The 20,716-nt window shown below is 61.9% G+C and carries 8 protein-coding genes; 5 read left to right on the top strand and 3 right to left on the bottom strand.

The window, feature by feature from the left end:
- Positions 1-65 precede the first annotated feature (65 nt).
- The 4 genes from R2770_14935 (at position 66) to R2770_14920 (ending at position 12,261) form a co-directional block, all read left to right on the top strand.
- The gene (locus tag R2770_14935) at positions 66-1,787 is read left to right on the top strand and encodes a phospholipase D family protein (protein ID MEZ5281754.1); all 1,722 of its coding nucleotides are present in this window, start codon (positions 66-68) and stop codon (positions 1,785-1,787) included.
- A complete protein-coding gene (locus tag R2770_14930; GenBank protein MEZ5281753.1) occupies positions 1,784-5,053 on the top strand; it encodes a helicase-related protein in 3,270 nt (1,089 codons plus the stop codon). The genes R2770_14935 and R2770_14930 overlap by 4 nt, the downstream gene beginning before the upstream one ends.
- Before the next feature lie 1,787 nt (positions 5,054-6,840).
- Entirely contained in the window at positions 6,841-7,188 is a 348-nt protein-coding gene (locus R2770_14925; protein ID MEZ5281752.1) for a hypothetical protein, read from the top strand.
- Positions 7,189-12,045: 4,857 nt separating this feature from the next.
- A complete protein-coding gene (locus tag R2770_14920; GenBank protein MEZ5281751.1) occupies positions 12,046-12,261 on the top strand; it encodes a hypothetical protein in 216 nt (71 codons plus the stop codon).
- Positions 12,262-13,985: 1,724 nt separating this feature from the next.
- Here R2770_14920 and R2770_14915 read toward each other — a convergent pair.
- Positions 13,986-14,366 (bottom strand): hypothetical protein, encoded by a 381-nt coding sequence (locus R2770_14915; GenBank protein MEZ5281750.1) that lies wholly within the window; start codon positions 14,364-14,366, stop codon positions 13,986-13,988.
- A 4,329-nt stretch (positions 14,367-18,695) separates the two neighbouring features.
- Here R2770_14915 and R2770_14910 point away from each other — a divergent pair.
- Positions 18,696-19,094 carry a PIN domain nuclease gene (locus R2770_14910; protein MEZ5281749.1) on the top strand — a complete coding sequence of 133 codons (399 nt, stop codon included), beginning with the start codon at positions 18,696-18,698 and terminating at the stop codon, positions 19,092-19,094.
- A 74-nt stretch (positions 19,095-19,168) separates the two neighbouring features.
- Here R2770_14910 and R2770_14905 read toward each other — a convergent pair whose 3' ends face one another.
- Both R2770_14905 and R2770_14900 read right to left on the bottom strand, forming a co-directional pair.
- Positions 19,169-19,576 carry a hypothetical protein gene (locus R2770_14905; GenBank protein MEZ5281748.1) on the bottom strand — a complete coding sequence of 136 codons (408 nt, stop codon included), beginning with the start codon at positions 19,574-19,576 and terminating at the stop codon, positions 19,169-19,171.
- Between the two features lie 102 nt (positions 19,577-19,678).
- On the bottom strand, positions 19,679-20,590 hold the full coding sequence (locus R2770_14900) for an NAD(P)-dependent oxidoreductase (GenBank protein ID MEZ5281747.1): 912 nt from the start codon (positions 20,588-20,590) through the stop codon (positions 19,679-19,681).
- Positions 20,591-20,716: the final 126 nt, after the last annotated feature.

Below are 20,716 nucleotides of genomic sequence, written 5' to 3'. Positions count from 1 at the left end.
GCAGGCTCACTCTCATCGACGCGATGCGGCCGCCCGCTGGGATGGTCTTTGACGAGGCGATGGCGGTGACATTCACGCTCGACCTTCGGGCTCTGCTCGCCGCCCCGGCAGCGTTTGCCCTAGCCCCGCCGTCGCCAGATGCTACGGGCGACACTACGGGCGTCGAGCCGATCGAGCTACTGCATGCAGTTAGGTCGCATGCCGAGAACATCACGATCTTCAGTCAGGTGGGCGAGATTTCCCTGCCTCCGTCGCGGCGCGTGTTCGCGTTCCTCGAGTCCTCCGTCGTCCCAGTCACCGCCCCCCGTCATGGAGTCGTCCACCCAAAGGTGTGGGTTCTGCGCTACCGATCGGAAGAGGACCCGAGCGAGACGTGCTTGCGCGTCCTTTCTGGAAGCCGGAATCTCACCTTCGACACGAGCTGGGACACGATTCTGCGGCTCGACCAGTCGCTGAACGGACCTGGGGTGCCCGTCGTCGAGTTGGCGGACATGTTCGACTCTCTAGCGGCTTGCTCGCAAGGCTCCCTCGATTCACGCCACGCCGAGCGGGTGGGGTCGCTCGGGTCAGATCTTCGCAGCGCGCTCTTCGCCCTTCCCGATGGCGTCGATTCGTTGACGTTCCACGTGTTCGGGTTTGAGCCAAGGTCTCATCCGTTTCCCGAGACGCCTGACCGCTCGCTAGTGATCTCGCCCTTCGTCTCCGACGACTTCTTCCAACAGCTCAAGACGCCGCAGCTTGGGACGCTGGTCAGCCGGCCCGAATCGCTCGACGGGCTCGACCCACACTCATTCGATCGAGTCGAGGAGGTCCTGGTCTTCGACGATGGGGGCGAGATCGACCTGGCGAAGGGCGATGCGCTTGCCCCAGCTGACCCCGGACGTCCCCTTGAAGGGCTGCACGCGAAGCTTTTCGCGTTCGAGTTGGGAGAACGAGCCGCCGTCTATTGCGGGTCCGCGAATGCCACAGGCGCGGCGTTTGGCAGCAACGTCGAGGTTCTGGCGGAGCTTCAGGGATCTCGTTCTTCGCTTGGCATCGACGTTCTGCTGGGATCAGGCATTGACGAGCCGGGGATGCGGTCGCTGTTCTTGCCGTACCGGAGAAATATCGAAGAACCGGCGAACGATCCCGAGGTCGCTGGGTCGCGGGCAGATCAGGTCCGCCGCTCGCTAGCGCGGTTGGACGTCGTTGCGGCTGCCGTTCAGTCGAACGGCGGTTGGACCGTTTCATACTCGTCGAGTGATGCGGTTGCACTGCGCGAGGGCGTGGTAGCTAGCTGTTGGCCCCTGACCACGCCGGGGAACAGGAGGACGGTCGAGGATGGCAAGCCGCTTGACGAGTCGTTCGCAACCACATTGGAGGCGATCAGCGGGTTCCTCGCTTGGGAAGTCGTTGACGAGGAATCCGGTCAGGTTTCGTCTTGCGTAGTGCCGGTGCAGATAGCTGGGGTGCCAGAAGAACGCAACGCTGCACTGCTTCGGGTGTTGATCGGAAGCGCCGAACGATTCTTCCGATACCTCCTGGCGATGCTGGAGGACGACCCACTTCAATCCTCGTTCCTTGACGCAATCGAGCAACTCCACGACGGTCCTCCCGAAGCCAGGTCCCGGGAGCTACTCCCAGTGCTCGAGAAGATCTTGAGGTCGATGCGCCGCGATCCGGCACGACTCCTGGCCTTGGACCCACTCGTCCGTGCGCTAGCGGCGGATGATGCCCTTCCGGCCGGGTTTGATGCCCTGTGGTCGTCAGCTCTTCAAATCGCTCGGCAGAGAGTGGTCTCCCAATGACCAGCATGGGGAACGAGCAGTTCGCGCCGACGGTCTTGGCGTCGCTCAAGGATTTCCAGCGTGCCACAGCCAAGTGGGCTTTCGACCGGATGTTCGACGAAGCGGATCCTGCCGTGAAGTTCCTGGTGGCGGACGAGGTCGGGCTTGGAAAGACACACGTCGCCAAGGGCGTGATCGCCCAGGTCATAGACCATCTGGGCCGAACTGGTGACCGTCGACACGACATCGTGTACGTGTGTTCCAACGGAGCGATTGCCCGCCAGAACATGCGCAAACTGGTGCCTTACGGGGTCAAACCCATCGAGTCGGTCGACCGCCTGACGATGCTTCCGGCTGCCTCACTGGAGGATGGCCACGGCCGCGTGTCCGCGATAAACCTGCTGGCTATCACGCCGGGAACTTCACTGGCGTTCGGCGAGCACGCCGGCAAGTTCAAGGAACGCGCGGTTGCGTACGCGTTCCTGCGGGAGCTTTGGGGGCCGAGTGCGTTCAACGACCGGGGCCGCTGGGTCTTCTGGCACGGAGTAAGCGCCGGCAGCCCGGTCGACCGCCTGAAGAGCTACGAGCGGCGATACTCGAAGGCCGTCCGTGGTCGCGGTGCCGAACTGGCCGGGGTCCTCGCGGAGATCGACCGGTCGCGCGTCGGCGAGGGCCTCGCACCCCTCCGTGAAGTCTTCGACGAGCTCGTTGATGGGCTGCGATGGCAGCGGCAGTTTCCGAAGGAGCTCGTCCCGCTGAGGTCCGATTTCATGGCTTCGGTTCGGCGAGCGATGGCGACGGTTGGCATCAAGATGCTGCAGCCCGACTTGGTCATTCTCGACGAGTTCCAGCGTTTCAAGGACGTTCTCGACCCGACGCGTACCGACTGGTCTGCCGAACTCGCTCGGAGCCTGTTCGACTTCAGGGATCCCGATTCTGGTCGTCAGACCAGAACACTCCTGCTGTCGGCCACGCCTTACCGCATGTACACCACGCCCGATGACGTCGATGCTGACCACCACGCCGACTTCCTGTCGACCTGTGGGTTTCTCATCGGTGACGACGAAAGGGTCGGGCGGCTAACTCGACGCTTCAGAGACCTTCGCCTCGCGCTCACCGAACATGGCAGCGCCGATCTCGCCTCTAGCGCTTGTCTTGAGATTGAAGCCGAACTCCGTCGCGTTATGGCGAGGACCGAGCGATTGGCAGCAACGCCCGATCGCGACGGGATGTTGGTCGAGCGGGTAGTCGAAGCTCCGATCGCTTCAGCTGATCTTGAGGCATACATCAGGATGGGTGACCTGACTGAAGCTGTTCGCCAATCCGAACCCATCGAGTTCTGGAAGTCGAGCCCCTATCTCATCAACTTCATGGAGAACTACAAGGTCAAACAGGTCGTGGCAGAAGCCATTAGTGCGGGGCTGCTCGAGGACCCTCATCAGCTTGAACCCGGGCCCGGTCTTCTCGACTGGCGCGAAGTGGAGCGATACAGCGCGATCGATCCGCAGAACGGGCGTCTGCGATGGCTACTAGACGACTTGGACGAGCATTCAGCGTTCAAGCTCCTGTGGCTGCCACCTTCGCTGCCGTACTGGTCCTCTGGCTCGGTGTACGACTCAGACGAGGCTCGAAGGTTCACCAAGCGACTTGTCTTCTCGGGTTGGACCGTCGTCCCAAAGGTAATTTCGTCAGTTGTGAGTCATCACGCCGAGCGTGTTGCGTTCGGTCCGTCACCTCGGCAGGAGTACTCGGCGGACTACGCCACGCGCGGCGGCCGCAGACTGGTCTTCCGTCTGGCGGGCCGTGAGCCAGCCGCTATGACGACCTTCCTGTTTATATGGCCGAGCGCCACATTGGCGGCGATCGATGTTGTTCCTCCTAGTGATGCAACTCCTTCGCTCGACCAGGTGCGCTCGCGGGTACGGGAGCAACTAAGGCCGATGGTGGAATCGCTCACCGCGACAGCTCCAACTTCTGGTCCGGTCGATCAACGGTGGTACTGGGCGACGCCTCTGCTGCTGGATCTAAACAACTATCCGCGTGCGGTGGACGATTGGTTCGGGCGAATCGAGGCCTACGACGACTGGACGGGAGACACGCCACCAACGAATCTTCGACGCCACATGGACGAAGCGTGGCAACTCGTTCTGGAGGGTCCAGAGCACCTCGGACGACCGCCCGTGGACCTCGTCGAAACGATGACCACGGTGGCTCTCGGCGGTCCGGCCGTACTGGCGCTTCGTTCGATTGCGTCCGTGACAGGGATCGCTGTCGATGATCCGGTTGCTTTGGCATCTGCGGCGCGGTCGGTCTGGGGGTTCGTCAGCTTCTTCAACGCGCCCGATGTGACTGCTCTCGTTGTCGGGTCGGCGAATGCTGACGCCGTGGATGGATCGGAGGTCGGAGAGCGACAACAGCCCTATTGGCGGGCCGTGATGGACCACTGCGCATTGGGGAACCTGCAGGCGGTGCTCGACGAGCACGTGCACGTGCTCAAAGACTGGCTCGGGTACCCGTCGCTGCGTTCTTCGAGCGACCGCTCGGAAGCCGCGAAGGCGATAGCCGAGAAGATGGTTGACGCTCTCGACGTTCGCACCGCATCGTTCACAGTGGACGTTCCGCAGAGTGCCAACGGTCGGGCGAGGTTGGACGAGCATCGAATGCGCACCCGGTTCGCGGCGGCCTTCGGTAATCAGCGTTTGGAGGATGGTGGACAACAGCGCGTCGAGTCTGTAGCGACGGCGTTTAACTCTCCTTTCTGGCCCTTCGTGATGGCAACGACGTCGATAGGTCAGGAGGGCCTCGACTTTCACCTCTGGTGTCATGCAGTTGTCCACTGGAACCTGCCGTCCAACCCGGTCGATCTCGAACAGAGGGAAGGTCGAGTCCACCGCTACAAGGGGCACGCAGTCCGCAAGAACCTCGCGGCGAACGGGCCTCGGCCCGACATGTTGGGTCAAGGTGATCGGTGGGGACAGCTCTTCGATGCGGCTGCACGGGAGCGCCCGGACGATGCCAATGAGATGATGCCCTACTGGGTGTTTCCGGATGGCGATGCCAAGATCGAACGCCTGATCCCTGTGCTGCCGTTTAGCCGCGAGGCGGCCGCGCTTCCCCGGCTGAAGGCTTCGCTGGCCAACTACAGACTCGCGTTCGGCCAGCCGAGGCAGGAGGAGCTCGTCGCCTTCCTGCAGGCTCGTTTTCACGGAGACGAGTTGGCGACGCTCGCCGGGCGACTCAGGATCGACCTGTCAGCGCCGCAGCGCCCAACATGTTGCGCCGATTAATGGGGGCCTTTCTCGTCAGGGCGGCTAGCAACGCGGGCGAATTCGGACACGCGATCGAGGGTGTCGTAGGGATCGATCGTCCGAGTTCCGAAGCCTTCGAAGTCGTGGATCGCGGCGATCGTCTTCACGGCAGCATTTCGATCATCGCCGAGGCGTGGCGAGAATCTGGGGGCCTGGAAGCCTGGTCGCACCAACGACGACCTGCGCACACTACGGAGACGAGGGACCGTCAAACATCTGTCCCTTGTACACGAGAATCTCGCTGTGCTGGGGCTTGCCAAGGTCCCAGTCGCCTGACTGAAAGTACATGCCACCGGATCATCGCCCGCCACAGTGCAGCTGCGTCCTCTCTGCCGAGACCCGTCGCATGGCCAACGAGCTGAACCACTCCCCGAATCGCCGCCTGGTAACAAGGAAGTTCCGCAACCCGCGACGAGGGTGCAGGACGAGTTGCGGCGCTGGATGTGCTCCGCAGCTGTCGCTCGTCGAGCCCTGGCGGCGGTTGTAGCGCCTGGAAGGTCAGCGAAGGCGCTTTCCTGCGCCGAATGTGTCAGAGTCCTCAGGTCAGCCTGGTAGAAGCGGACCACATCCCTCCGGGTCCCGGCCCGGGGGAGCCACACCTCGCCTCCTTCTACGCATGCAGCCTCGGCGGCGGCCGCCCAAGTTCGGGCATAAGTTGCAGCGGTGGCAGCGACCCCACAAGCTCGACAAAGCGCGGAGTCGGTCGTCAACTTGCGAGGCACGGTCCACCAATCCTCGGCGGCATAGAGGCGCGTGGGCAACTTCGTCCTCCGGGCAGGGCCGGACGAGCGCCTCGAAGTTGGGGCTCGCCGACCCTCACCTCGAGGGCCGCCGCGGTGACGCTTGCGGATCCGACAAGCACAGAGCGCTCGGAAGCGAAGACCTTGGCGTGAAGGCTCTGAAGTAGACTGAGCTTCGCCTCGCGGTCTCGCAGCAAGGGCCATACCTCAAGATCACACGCCCGCATGAACCTCCATGACGTGCCACCGGCAGACGACGGTCACCTCCACTCCGGGCGAGACCTTCGCGAGGATTCGGTCGAGCTGCCGACCTTGACGAACGGGGCCATACCCAGCAGTTGGTCCCTGGCTGCTGTTGCAAGATCCAGGACAGCAGCGCCTGGATCCGCTATCGACGGAGACAAGGGCACCTGCGGAACTTTAGTGCGATCATGTCCCCCAGTCATTTCATCCTGGAGGCGACGACGCTCAGCGTTCTGCGTCTCATCCTCATGCACTGTTTCCATGCCATCAGCAGAAGCTTCAATCCGCGCCAAGCTTTCCGCAGCAGGCGCTGCGTCATGTCATCGAGGTCATTGGTCGAATCATCCGGGACCTCCTCCAAGACCTCAATGAGGTTCTCGTAGGCAGGATGGTCCCTGTTGAGGCGGATGAGGATCTCTCCTGCTCGCTGCTTGACGCTGAAGAAGCTTGAGCCCTCACCGGTGAACGTCGTGAAGAGGTACTGCTGTTCTCAATGGCATCCTCGGCAATCTGCCGTGCTTCAGCCTCGTCCAGCTCCCTCCTCCTCGACGAGCTCGCTGGTCAGCTCTTTGATGCGTGTCTCGGTGTCCAGCTTCCTCGCCTTCGTCGCTGGACCCGCCTGACCCCCCCCTGCTGCCGTTCCTTCGTCGGTAGTCGCCCGAATCTCAGCGCTGCTGCTGTCGTAGCGAGTCTTGCGAGCCCTCTTGTATTGGCACGCTGACCTTTGATCCGCTCGAAGATCTCGGAGAGACGCCGCTGAATCACACCGATGATCTCAACCCAGTGGCGCAGCCGATCGCCCTCCTCCATTCGCTTCCTTCGCGCTTCCTGCTCTGTTTGCCCATCCTCGTTCAGCAGGTCGGCGAAGTTGAGAGCCACGGTCGTAAAGTTGCGTGCGGTCTGCTTGTTATTCGTGACACCAAATACCTCGTCCAGTCCCGGCGGGAAGTCGACTCGACGCCCCACCAGCGCTCGCGGGTCATACGCAATAACCAGACTCTGGTCGAGCGCGAGCTCGTGCTCGGCCCGCATCAGCGACACACCAACATTCCGTGCAGCGTGACGGCCGTAGTCGGTGTTCCCGGCTTCTTTCCCATCGGCCCGGTTGCGCGCCGCTACGCGCAAGGCTGAAGCGAACCACGACTTCGTGGCTCTCGCCTCCCTGTCTCGACCGAGAACCGCTTCTTCCAGCGGTCGCCGTCGATCTCGAACATTGGCTCGGTGTCGAATGGCTTCGGGGTCGAGGTATTTGACATCGATAGCCAGGGTCGTTGGCAACGGCGAGTTGATCAAGGCGTTATGCGCCAAAGCGGATCACCGAACGCAACCATCCGGATTCGCGCCTGCCCGACGCGATGTAGGCGCGATACATCCGCCCAATCACAAACTCGCTTCGCTTGATGATCGTCGCACCGTTCTTCCACATGCATCGATCGAGGTCCGTCCACACAACCAGGGTTCCCGAGTCGTAAAGCCGACAGCACTCGCAGCATCCGTCCACAGCTCGGGTAAGGATCTGGCGCGGGCTCGGGTACCTCGCTCATATGGCGCTCGATTCCACATCGCGCAAGTCGATGGCGGTGTGAAGCGCGCCGAGCCAGGCCCGTCCTTCCAGCTCCAGACGTCAACCTTCGTGCACCGTGAGATCGAGGCGCTCGAAGCGCCCATGCCGAAGCGGCCAATGCCGGTCCTGTCGTCGAGCTGCGCAACGCCATTACCGAACTGCAAGCGCCATTCAGTGGATCGTATCCATTCCAGAGCCGTTGTCGAGGACAGCGACTTCCTCGATGGTCCACCTTTCCCGTTGGGCCACCTCTTTCACAGCGACTCTCCTTGCAGAGCAGCTCGACAGAGTCGGCGCCAGCTTGAAGTGAGTTGTCGATGAGCTCAGCAATTGCGTAGGCGGTGTTCTGATACCTGTTGTCTCGCATCGCCTTGACGGCGAGCGTAGCAGGCACCAAGTCGTACCGTTCGGTCATGACCACACATCCTCCCAGTTAGTGAATGCGTCTCTTGGTTGCCCAAAGCCGGGCAAGTTCATGTCGACGATCGTGACGATGACGGCCTCGGCGTTACCACCGGCACGCGTCCCTCGGATCGCGCGGCCCAACCATCTGGCTGTAGAGCACGAGAGACTGGGCAGGCCGCAATGACCGCAGCGCTCGTCCTTGGCGTGCCGAAGCCTGTCGTCAGAACTCCGTAGTTGCAGAGCACCCGACAGCCGGGCAATTCACCTTGTATCGATCGATGAGCGTCGCACGTTGCGTACGCTCGGTAGTTCCAGGGACCGCTGCCGCCCTCAAGGCCTCTGGCGTTGAGCACAGTCGAGAGTAGGCATGCTCGACTCGTGGCAGCGAAACACCAGGATCCGCTGATGGCGAGCTGCTCCACTCGGTCGATGATCAGCAGATTCCGCTTCTCGTCTGCGGCAAGATGTTCCAGCAGCGCTGGAGGAATGTCGAGGCTCTCCGTCAGTGCCTGAACCTCGTCGCTGGTCAACTCGTGGCCCTGGTGCTCGATCGCTTCGAACACCGGACGAGCTAGATATCCCCTCTTCGATAAGGTAGTCCACTGATCATTGAAACCAGCGACTCGCAGCGTCACCTTGTCGCATTGAACGCGGCGAGTTCTGCATCCTTCTCCGGATCGCTCCACGTAATGGCCCGGCGTCGCAGACAGTCCTAGCAATGGTGTGTCCAAGTGGCGTTTCTGCTAAACCGTCAAGGACGAATCGATATGCAGGTGCGAGCGCTTGGTGAGCCCTTATCATCAGCGACGATCAACGATGACCGGTCCGGGTGACGGGCCAGTACCCGGAGCATCAGCCACGCTTGGCCGTGGCAAAGGCCTTCGCCAGGCCGAGGACCACGAAGCCGTCGTGAGTCGATTCCACGTCGATCTTTCAAGGCCACCCCAATATCGAAAGACCTCTACCGGGCAGGTTTCCAAGCCCTGCCAGGCATGCTCAAACCTCGCTTGCCGCCTGCTCACACAGCTCCTCGCTGAATGCGAGCCAGACCACCAACCTCGGCTCTTGGGCGCAGCACGTCCGCGATCACGTGCATCGACGTCCGTGTCTTGCCCGCGCCTGTAGGCATGTGAAGCAAGGTCTTGTGCGGAAAGGCGCTAATGTGTTGAGGACCTCGTTGGCCGCCACTCAAGCGGTGAGGAAACAGGCCATAGACAGGCGATGTCTCTGCGATAGCGGAGCACTCTCCGATACATCCAAGGTCGCGAGAGGCCGAAGAAGTCGAACACTTCTCCTCGAATGCCTCCGGCCGTATCCGCATCGACCTGAGCATGCTCCAAGGCGACGTATCCTCGATCCGCCTAGTGCGTCGACCAGTGCTGAGGCCTCAAAGCCCTGGCAGGCTCTCCAGGAGTAGTCGCCGCTTCGCTTCGTCGCGGAGCATGACCGCCGCCGGGTACATCGAGCTAGCGAGTTCCCCAAGTGAACCAGTAGAGGTGCGCAGCGGATCAAGCGTGCGGATGAGGCGAACCGCGCTCGACCGAGGAGCTCGACGATGTCGTCGTCGTCTAGTCGAGCAAACAGATCTTCGTATCGCATAGCCATCCCGCCAGCCCGGCTTCCGACCTCAGAGGTGCCACACGTGGCATCCCACGGTGTCATCCCCCGTCGTCGTGAGTAAAGCGATGAGAACCTCCACTGTCTGCTGGGTCGCTCGCCTGCGCTCGACGCTGCGACTGTTCCAGGCTTGGCCATGTTCTCGTCGCCGCGGACTCGCAACTCGACGAGGGTCTCGCCAACGGACCTCGTGTACTGCCTGCCCTGCATCGCACGATCAGCGAGGTTCACATGACGTCCCACGCCCGCATCGCTGAGCACCTTCTGCTCGATCGCGACGGCTCGTTCAAATAGGTCCGGATGCCGCTGAGCGAGGCCAATCCACGCCGCCGTGCGCTGGAGGAGGCAGAAGTAGAAACCGGATCGCACCACTCGTAGTAGTGCGGCGAACCGACTTCCAGCGTCAGACACACCGCGACCTGTCATGTTCGATACCAGGGTTAGTGATGAGCCCGCTGCCAGCTCGTCGGCAAGCCAATTCACTCGAGGTGCGAGGATGCGTAGTCATTGGATGCTTGCAGCTGTCGCCGTCGTCCACGGGTAGTCCGCCTAGCCTCTTGCGAGCAAGGTTCCGAATCGGTGTCTCACCGCTCGAGTTCTGCCCGACCCTACAGTGCACAGATCTGGCAAGGTCGGCGTGATCGTCGTCGTAGTCAAGGGGCTTCCGCCAGAACCTCGATCAGTGGAGCGTTCGGTCGGCGTAAAAGGCGCTTGCTTGTGCTGCAGCGTGGCGCTGAGAACTCGGGCTGCGGGATCGCAGTTGTACAAGGGTCTCGATCCCGACCAAGTGTATGCCCGGCCCTGCATGGCAGTGCGTCGCTGAAGTCGGCGTCACCGTCGATGCGCCGGCCTCGAGGAGTGTCTTCTGTTCAATGGCGACGGCCTTTTCAAAGAGGCTTCGATGCTGCTCGGCGAGGCCCACCCACTCGGCCTTGCGCCAGAAGCAGAAGTAGCACCCAGACCGGGTTCTCCACTCGTAGTAGCGTCGGTAGCCCGATAGCAGCGTCCTCCAGGATCATTAGCACCCCGTCGGGTGGTCTGCGCCCGCCTCCACGAAAGGAAAGACAGCTCGGATGTTTGGCTTTCAGGAGACGTGCTCCTTCCGGTTCGATTCCTGTCGGCGCGGATGGCCACATAGGAAGTGGCCTCGTCGTCGCCGAGCCAATTCCTCAAGAGGGGCGATCTTCATCTGGCGGGTACACCAGCGGGCTTGCAGGGGATGGCAAAGTACGCCGCGGTACATCTTGAACCAGTGGTCGAAACCCCGATCAGAGTTGAGGTGGGATGCGCTTGCCGAGGACTGTCTCAAGCTTGGTTAGGTAGTCGTACGTCTCGGGCAGCTCAGCTCCTGTGTCGCAGAAGAAGTACTCGATGTCGAGTTCCGGTGAGCCCATGGCGAAGGTAGATGGCTAGAGCGACGAATCCTTGCCACCTGAGATGCCGCAGACATGCCGCATGTGCTCGAGAACTCCTACTGGTTGTCTGTGCCGGTCAGGGTTGACCATACCGCGTGTGCGTGACACGTCGTAGGGGCTGTCCGGGAGAAGCCGTTCGCCAAGCAGCGCGAGGATTGTCTTCGGCTCCGGCCGCTTGCGCGCCCTTGTCAGCCAACAGCCGGTCGATGAGAGGCTCGAGCAGCCGTCTGCGCTCGTCGGTTATATCGACTACTCGTGCCTCCTCGGCGCCATCTGAGCGGGTCACTGTCATGGAAGGCGTCGAAGCCTCTTCTCGTCCTGGAGCCCGCTCGGATCGTGCTGGATTGCTCCAGGCGCCTGGCAAACGTCTTCAAGCTCGGCAATGTTCGCCAGAACTTCTGCCTCGTTTCATCCGTCCACGAATCGGGATAGGCGGGCCCGTGACTGTCATTGCTATGTACTGGACCACTCTTCGTCGGAGGTGAATGGCTGGAGCCGTCACCAGGCCGGGCATCCGCGGTCGATGGTCCGTTTCCTTCGAGATGCTGCGCGCAGATTGACGAAGCTCAGCTCGATAGTCGTCGCTGGTAGTTCCGGTCGATGCTCGGAGATTGTCGACGACTTCTCGCGAGCAGGATTCCGCCCAGCAGCTTCTAGCCTGTTGATTGCGGAGGCCAAGGCGGAAGCGAAGCTGGTGTAGTCGACGACCGCGTCCTCGCCCGCGGGTTGGGACACTGCTGTGGCCGAGGACCGAGGGCAAGGTCTCGAAGAGCAGGACATCAGGTTCGCTGGCGCGGAAAAAGTGCCTGCGCACTGCTGCCTCAGCAGTCAGGTTGATGTTTGGCGTGCGTAGCTAGGTAGTGCGCTGGCTGTCGCTACGAGGTGCCCCACGATTGATAGTACGGTTGGCTGGCCATCTAGGGGCCGAATACCGAGAGCGTCGGCGGTGGTCTCGACGACTCGACGGCGGGGTCCAGGGTGGCTATAGTGCTTGATCTGAAAGTGGGCGGGGTTGCGCAGGAACCGCTCGAGAACATCATCGGTGAAGCGCGGGGCGTAAGTGCCGTGCTCGTAGAGGGCTACCTCATCACGATTGATGATGATCGCAGCGACGAGCACGGGAGCAACTGCGACTTTGATTCCAACCGGGGAGACGGCAGCGCATCGATTATCTGCTCGACGCCGACGCGATGCCCTCCTTAGCGAAGTCGAGCATCGACGTCAGGGTCTTCTCCAAGCTTTCGTCCAACCGGAGTTGTTCGCCGGTGCTGTAAGTTCGTACTGACCTTTGATGGACGCGGTGCATTCCTGTGGTGCCGAACACAGCGCGTCATACATAGCGCTGGGAGGGAATCCTTCGATCCCGAGTCGCTCGGTCTTTCTTTGGGCGGGTTAGTAGGGCTTGAGCAGCAGCCGCCGAGCCTTTGTTCCTTGTGAGGTCAGTTCGTGCCGATTTTCACATCTCGTTAGAACGGGTGGCGAATCCCTCGTAGGCCTTGCTCGCAAACATCCGACAGCAGCGGAAGCGACCGATTGTGGAGCCGGAAGTTCTGCCGCCGGAGTCTCGCCGCTCGACGAGCCGATACCGGGCGGCGTCCTCTCCGGCGTTGTGTCCGACGGTCTCTTCGAAGACGGATTCGAATCGGAGCATCGCTTCGGCTTCGCGCTCGCCGAGCCTGTGCTTGGCTACCCAGTCATCACCGACTAGCTCGGGATCGCCGGACACCTCCCGGATTGCTGCAAGCTCGACTGCCGCCAGTCGCAGAGCCGCGGTGTCCTCGGGCGGACCGCAATGACTGGTTTGCACACGTACCGGTTGCGACAACCGCAGGGAGTCGGTTTCCGACTACATATACGAGGAGCCCGTCCTCGTCTTCGGGTCCGGGGGCAATATCGCCATCGGAGTCCCAAGTTCGCGGTAATACGCGCAGTGTGCCGGTTTCGGGATCGAGTGCCTAGCAGCGACGACGGGTGGCATGCTTCGGGTTGCGCTGAGGAGCTCTTCCGCCGAACGTCCCGGAGAGTTGCGACGAGCGGCCGATATGGCGGACCGGATGTTCAAGTCGGATCCACGCCACAGGCGAAGCTCAATTGCGAACTCGCGGTAGGTCAGTCGGCCCGATTTCTCGAGATCGACAAGAAGCCCGTCGACCTTCGCCGCGCCTCGGTTCCGGGTCGGCCGTCTGTACACGCCCAGCTCACAACGGCCCGCGGCTCTGATCGCCCGTCCCGCCGAGACTAGGGTTCAGTAGCCCCACCGTCTTAAGAACTCGTCTGTGTGCCTCTGTGAGGTCGGTGGCATCTCGGATTGTGGTTTCGATTTCGACCATCTGGACGCCGTTTGCAGGCGCTAACCATCGTCGCAGCTGACTCGACGAAGCAGTCGTACACGCGGTCAAGCCGAACATCAGCAAGCCAGGACATCAGCCTTTCTGGTCGTTGAGCCAGGCAGGAACAGCCAGCGCGGCTCTGCAGAAGCGAGGAAGGAGAACAGTGTCCGTCTGTTTTGCCCGTAACGAGCGCATAGCTCGGGGAGAACGAGAAGCGTCGAAGGATGTAGCGGCCATGTGGCCGCTACCAGCTGCTCGTCAGCCAAGTGGCTGAGGCCGGCGTCAAGCAATTGGGAGGTTGCCTCGTCTCGCTCCACTTCCGGCATGCGGCCTCGTACGAGGGATCGTCACTATGCTCGAAGACCTGGAGCGCGATGAGGTGCTGGTCTGAGCCGGCGTGTCGACGTATGGGATGTCCTCGAACCGGCCCTGACCTTGCCCACTCTCTACGAAGCGTCTGCGACACGCTGTCGAGATACTTCTTCGAAAGCCAGATGCTGCATGGTGATCATGAGCAGCGAAGGGCGACCTGCCGCCGGCGCATGTGACCATTCGGCTAGCCTTTGCAGGAGATAGAGGTCTGCTTCGGATCGGGAATCAGCGAATGCTTCGAGGTTCTTCCCCGAACTCGTCAATGATGAGTAGAACGGGGGCGAATTCGGATAGCTGAGCGATGGCGTCGACAATGAAGCGATTGCTTGGCAATGCCCAAGTCTGATCAGCCAGCCCAGCCACGGCCTCGTCGACTCTGCATCTTGAGTTGGTTGTACTCTTCTTCCGTGTCGGTAACTGGTTCGAAGCGGAAGCTATGCCCGACTGAATGGCACGAACAGTTACCGAGATCGGCTCTCTCGATGCGGTGACGATCGCTCGGATGAATCCACGGCCGCCTATCGCGCCGCTGAGCCCGGCGAGAAGCCTTGCAGTTTCGGGGTCAGCCCCGGTCAGTATGAGCGCCGCAAGCGACTCGTCGCTCACGGGGCCCAGAAGCGAGTCAAGTGAATATGGCGAAACCCGACTTACCGGTTCCGTAGGGTCCGGTGATCGAGAAGGCGTTTGATCCGTTTCCACGCGAGCGAACGGGCGACCCTGCCGACAACAACATCAAGGGCACGTCCTGTCAGGGATGTAGCCGTCGATCGGCGGTGTTCGAGAGTCGCGCCTACATTCACAGACTCGCGAAGCGTCCTCGAGGCTGTACGAAGCTGGAGGCGAGGGCGGTCAGTGCTTTGGAGGCCTGCGTCGACTCTGTCTTGCAGCGGGGTCCACTCGATCGAGAATGTCGTCTGGTTCCGACGCGCCCAGACGTAGGCCGGTTCTAGCCCCGAACACAAACTGTCCGGGGACCGCATAAGTCTTCGTCGGCCCCATCGGCAGCAGCGAGAAGATGCGGGTCTGCGGGGCCTTGGCCGAAACCGACGCGCGAGTAGTGTGGTAAAGCAAGTACTTCTGTGGCGGCGGCAGCAGCAGATCCTTCGAAACCGATCTGGGTAACTCCAGCCGGCCTCTGCAAGCTTGACAACATCTGGATGAAGGGCGGCTGCCGTGGATAGGAGATCTGCCAGCCGGATCTGGTCAGTTGAAGACTCGTCCTGGGCTCCCCAGCCTCGGTCGCAAGCCGCGACATAATTGCTGCTGTTTTGCCGGTGGCCCTGTCCGGGCGAGAAAGTCGAGACATGCATACAAAGCGATGCTTGAAGGAAGTGTCGGTTTGCCTCCGAGCACGAACTGAAGGTACGTGTCGAGGCGTCGACGCACCGAAGGAGACCCAACTCACGGAACGGTGCGTCCACAGTGTCCTCGAAGGCTGGCGCTTGCCTTTTTCCCGGCTATTTGGCGCTTGCGTGGTTCTCAGCATGCAGGAGACGTCCTTGGCTACTGTGCCTTGTTGGACCTCCTTCCATCCCGACGTGGCTTCGAGCTGGTCCTCGACGAACGTATGAAGCTGTTCATCGGTGAACTCAATCGCGCCGAATTCGTTGAATGCCAACCACCAAACAGGTAGGTCGCACTTCGGGGCCAACAAGAGCCAGTGGAGCAACCAGAGGGAGCCAGGGTGCCTAGTGAAGGGGTCCCAGCCGCTTGCCAACAGTGGCGTGACTCGTGCCAGAGGGCTTAGAGCCGGAAACTGGGCTGGTATGGGTTCGTGAGCATGAAAGCGATTTGGTGGCGTGGCCCCAAAGCGGATCGACCGACCTGATTCTTACCGACCTGGACGCACGGTCGCATCATCGCCGAGGAACGCTCGGTCTTCGCCGGCATCGACCGCCTTCCTTGACCCAGCCCCACTGTGGTGAAGGTCTCGTGTCGCCCAAAGTGCGGCAAGCGCTCTTCAAGCCTCATCGGAGAACTACCTCCCCGACTTCGATGGGTTTGGCGTAACGGCGGCCAAGTCACGCACCCTGGCAACTGCTTTGACGATCACGGCCGTAGCTGTCTCTATATCGGCTGGCGTTGTTTCGAATCCCACCGGACAACCGGACTGTTTCGTAGGCTGCGGAGGCATCAATACCCATAGCTCGCAGCACGTGAGAGGGTTCGGGCACAGCGCTAGTGCATGCCGAGCCGGGACGTGCGATAGCAACCTCGGGCGTTCGCGATCACGGCCTCTGCATCAGCTCCGACGAACCTCACCGACAACGTGCTGGGCTGGGCAGTCCCGCTTCGTGTGATCCGAGAACACCTCGAGGGGTGCTGCGGTCACCAGGCGGTCATGCAGCAACGAGGTGAGTGCCCTGAGATGTTCAGCCCTCTCAGGAAGGGTCTCGCTTGTCCGTCGGGCAGCCTCACCGAACCCGACGATTCCCGGCACATTGAGAGTCCCTGACCTCAGCCCAAGCTTCATGGCCCCCCGGTCACGATCGTTGCGAGGCTAGTGCCACGACGAACGTAAAGGCAGCCGACTCCCTTCGGGCCTTCCAACTTGTGTGCAGAGAACGAAGCTAGGTCCACACCAAGTCATTCACGTCAACATGCATCTTGCCCAAAGCCTGGGTGGCATCGGTGTGCACGATACAGCGCCGCTTTCGCGGCCGAGTTCGGCGATCTTGGCGATGTTCTGCACGACCCCGGTTTCGTTGTTTCAGAGCATGATCGAGACAAGGCCAGCGCCCTCGAGCGCGGCGAGCCTGTCGAGGTCGATTCGCCCCTGCCCGATCGATCAGGACGACCCGGTAGCCATCCGGGTGCGCTAGCGCGGTGTCTAGGACAGCCTTGTGTTCTGTCGATGCGACCACGATTGGTCCGGGAGCGCCACGTAGCGCGATGTTCGACGCCTCGGTCGAGCCAGAGGTGAAGACGATTTCGCCAGGGCTCGCGCCGATAGCCCCTGCGATTTGTGATCTGGCACGCTTGACTGCGGCATCCGCCTGTCGGCCGGCTAGATGGCGAGGCCGGATTGGCCGGGTGGCTGCGGAACCACGGGAGCATGGCGGCGAGAACAGCCTCCGAAACGGGGGTCGTTGCGTTGTGATCGAGATACACCGATTTGATCTCAGCTTGCTCGCCGGCAAAACACAGAGGACGCCTCCTAAATGACAACGAAGACTCTAGGCGGCCCCTGGGACAACGATGGGTGATGGACCATAGTCGCCGCTCGGCGCTTGATCGGCCATGATAGGAACCGTGACGGTCGTAGAGCGCCACCGGACCGCAATCAGTCGGAGTCTTCCCCAGACCCATGAGTCAGGCCTACGAGGATGGGCTGCTCGTGGCCGAGCACTCCATATTCGACTACGGATGCGGTCGAGGTGACGACGTTCCTCGCAACCTGGACGAATCTCGGATTCAGCGTCGGCGGCTGGGATCCGGGTCACGCCCCAGACGAACCTGTGGTCTCGGCGGGATGGTGTGAACACGGGTGTCGTCAACGTCATTTATGACCCCAGAGAGCGTTAGGCACTTCGCGCTGCGGAACTTCGCTTCAAAGGTCCTAATCGTTTCGGCGCGGCTGACGTGGGACCCCGACGCCTCCGGAAAGCCGTTCGGCGACGGCCGTCTGACAGCAGCCGGAACCTTCAGAAGTTCTACACACAGGAGGAGCTGCGAGATTGATCGCCAGCATCACCGGCGAACGGCCAGTCACTGCCGCTCCGGGCGTTCCTACGTCTTTCGCGATCGCTCAGCGGCCCAGTCTCTTCTGCACGGCAGACTCGCTGCGACTCTCGGCCAAGACAAGGCATCGCCGAACTCATCTACGCCGAGAACGAGTCGGTGCTCGCCCCGGGCTAGAAGCCTGGGTCGTCGAACATCGGCGATTGCCTACGGCAAACGACCTGACCGGGTCGTCAGCCATCATCGATCAGTTCGAAGTATCAGATCAGCATTCTCGCTGATCCGGCGCGCAACGACTGCGAAGGGTCCGGACGCCGACCTCGGGGCCCGCAAGCGATCTGAGCAACGCTTTGAGGAGAACCTCGACGACCTTCAGCCTCTCATCGACTTCCTCACCGACCGGGCAGGCTCCCACGTGTAAGGGTGAAGTCCCCAACGAGGCCGCCATAGAAGCGAGTTCGGTTCCATTCGCGGAGCGTTCTCTCTCATCCGGCGAGTAACCGGTTCCAACAGGTGGCTCGAGTTCGAAGAGACAGCGGAACAACTTCCTCGTCTACGTCAAAAGCTTCAGCGCCTTCGGCGGCCGTCCGCGCTTTTAGCGGATCTGCCGACGACCCGTACGACGCAAAGGACCTGTTCGGCCTGTACGAGGCAACAAAAGAAGCCGACCGACTTCTGTACTGGATCGCAGATCTTCCCTCGACTGAACGAGGCGTGCCTCGACTCACCATTCGGCAAGCTGACACCTGAGGCGCTCTACATGTGCATGGAGTGGTCTCGAGCAGCTCTCCCGTTCTGCGCGGCTTCAGGCGCGGCGCGAGCGCTGACCGGAAACGTCGACGACACCACCATTCTCGTTGCACCGGCTGAAGCCGCAGGTGTCATTCCTCGCGTACCTGGAGTTCGACTCCGACCCGCATCCTGCGCCTTCCGGAAAGCTCGGTTGTCGCTCGGCTGCCCGAGTTGCGGGTCAGCTATCGGAACTTCAAACTCGAGAACCCGCCAATCCTTCACCGCAAAGAGACGTTCCTCCCAGAGGAGCACCCGGCGTATTCAAAGTTCGAGCGTCTCACCTCCAAGAGGAAAGGGCCGGGTTGCTGTCATCAAGCGACATCGGCCGCAGGCAGAACTGGGAGCAGGTTCTGGAGGAGGCCGGCAAGCGGCTAGCGAGCCGCTCTCGCTGCCTGATGCAAGGGCGCTGCGCGGCTCGGGTTGGGACGGCGACCTGGACGAGATGCGACAGGGTCGTACCGCATGATCCTCATCGACACTTCCGCGTGGGTCGAGTTCCTGAGGGGAACCGATTCGCCGACTTGTGTGGCCGTGGACGGCCTGCTCGGATCCGACATCGCCGTGTGCGATCCGGTGTCGATGGAGGTGCTGGCAGGGGCGCGTAACGAATCTCATCTCGCCTCGCTACGCGGCCTCATGGCCATGGCAACCGTGCTACCAACCGGCCCACTCGACTACGAACACGCAGCTGCCCTCTACCGCACCTGTCGGAGAGAGGGGCGCACGGTGAGAAAGCTCATCGACTGTCTGATCGCAGCGGTTGCCATCGAGGCGGGTGTTCCGGTCCTGCACGCAGACGCCGATTTCACGACCCTGGCAGAGCACACCGCACTGCGGGTCCACCGCGGGTCCGCTACTTAGTGCGCCTGGCACACGGGCTGTCCTGCCTGCGACCACGACTTGCGCACCGAGAGGGCAGTCGAGCCCGGCCGGGCTCAGAACAATGCGCCGGCGGTGATGACCGTTCCTGCCACCGCAAGCATCGAGGCGATGTTGGCCATGATCACCTTGGGCAGTTGCCCGTCGATCTGACCTTGGATGCCACGAATATCGCTCTTGAGTTCAGTGCGGAGGTCTTGGATGTCGCCCCTGAGTTCGGTGCGGAGGTGTTGGATGTCGCCCTTGAGTTCGGTGCGGAGGTCTTGGATCTCGATCCGCAACTCGGTCTTGGTGATCTCGATGTCGGTCTTCAGTTCGGTCCTGACCGAGTTGAGGTCTGTGCGCGTCACGAGGTCTGACCATCCGGCGGGTGGCAGGAGTTCCATCAGGACCTCGCTTGACTCGGGGCCGATGCTCTTGACGAGCGATTCGTAGAGCTGGCGTCGGTTTGCGTCGCTGATCATCGTAGTTCCTCGGACTCTTGTCGTTCGAGGGGAAGTGACGAAGCAAACTAGCCAGATGGTGGGACACCGGGCCATCCGGAGGCCCGGGCGCCGTTGATCAGGTCAGGCTTCCCAGTGGGGAACCCAGTCTCCGTCCAGCCGGAACGACAGCTGGGCGTCGTCTTCAATTCGCCTCGCAACGTGGAGCTCACCGACATCGGCGCCGTATCGCTCGGTCGCTCTGGCGAAGGTTTCGTGTGCCTTCTGCGTCATCGGTAGATCGGTGCCCACGTTCTGGGCGAGTTCGAGGGTCAGGCCTAGATCCTTCATGCACAGATCGAGGGTGAAGCTCGGGTCGTAGTGGCCCGCAAAGATCGAGGGTGCATCGTGTCGGGCGACAAAACTGTCGCCCACCGAGTCCTTGATCGCGTCCCACAACACATCGAGCTTCACGCCATTGGCCATGCCCAGAGCGAAGCCTTCGCCGATCGACGCTGCGTGAATGAACCAGAGCTGGTTCGTGACGAGCTTTGTCACGTTGCCGGTGCCGAGTGGGCCGCAGCGGATCACCCGACCCAGGTTCTCGAGGATCGGCACGCACCGGTCGAGGTCGTGGTCTGCTCCACCTGCAAACAGCGTGAGCCTGCCGTTGCGGGCTCCGTCCACGGCACCGGTGACAGGTGAGTCGACGACCGCCACACCCTCGGGGGCCGAGGCGGCCAGCTCGAGCACCAGCTCCTTGCGGTTGGTCGTGAGGTCGACCCACATGTCGCCCGGGGACAGGGCGGCGAGCACGCCGTCTTCGACCATCACGGCCTGAACGTGGTCGGGACGCGGCAGGGAGGTGAACAAGATGTCGGCCTCGCGGGCGCACGCCAGCGAGGACTCGGCCCGGTGCGCTCCCGCGCTGGTCACCGCGTCCACAGCCCCCTGGTCGATATCGAACGCATGAACCTCGTAGCCGGCGTCGGCGAGCCGTTTCGCCATTGGGGCACCCATGTTTCCGAGGCCGATGAACCCGAGCCTTGGTGTCATACGTTTCCTGCCGGTCGTTTGCCAGATGTCACAGCGCGAACCCACAGTATGTCGACCGTCAGGTCTGCGAGATGTCCAGGTGCACACGGTGGAGCACCTGGACCCGCAGACAGCTCGGCTCGGGAC

It is taken from the genome of Acidimicrobiales bacterium (genome assembly GCA_041394185.1).
In the GTDB taxonomy this organism is placed as follows: Bacteria; Actinomycetota; Acidimicrobiia; order Acidimicrobiales; family Poriferisodalaceae; genus JAAETH01.
The sequence above is the reverse complement of the archived record's forward strand: the minus strand, read 5'-3'. Positions and strand labels throughout refer to the sequence as shown.

What these genes read in the sequence shown, in the direction of transcription:
- R2770_14930 (MEZ5281753.1), top strand. Translation starts at nt 1,784, where the DNA reads ATGACCAGCATGGGGAACGAGCAGTTCGCGCCGACGGTCTTGGCGTCG.
- R2770_14910 (MEZ5281749.1), top strand. Translation starts at nt 18,696, where the DNA reads ATGATCCTCATCGACACTTCCGCGTGGGTCGAGTTCCTGAGGGGAACC.
- R2770_14905 (MEZ5281748.1), bottom strand. Translation starts at nt 19,576, where the DNA reads ATGATCAGCGACGCAAACCGACGCCAGCTCTACGAATCGCTCGTCAAG.
- R2770_14900 (MEZ5281747.1), bottom strand. Translation starts at nt 20,590, where the DNA reads ATGACACCAAGGCTCGGGTTCATCGGCCTCGGAAACATGGGTGCCCCA.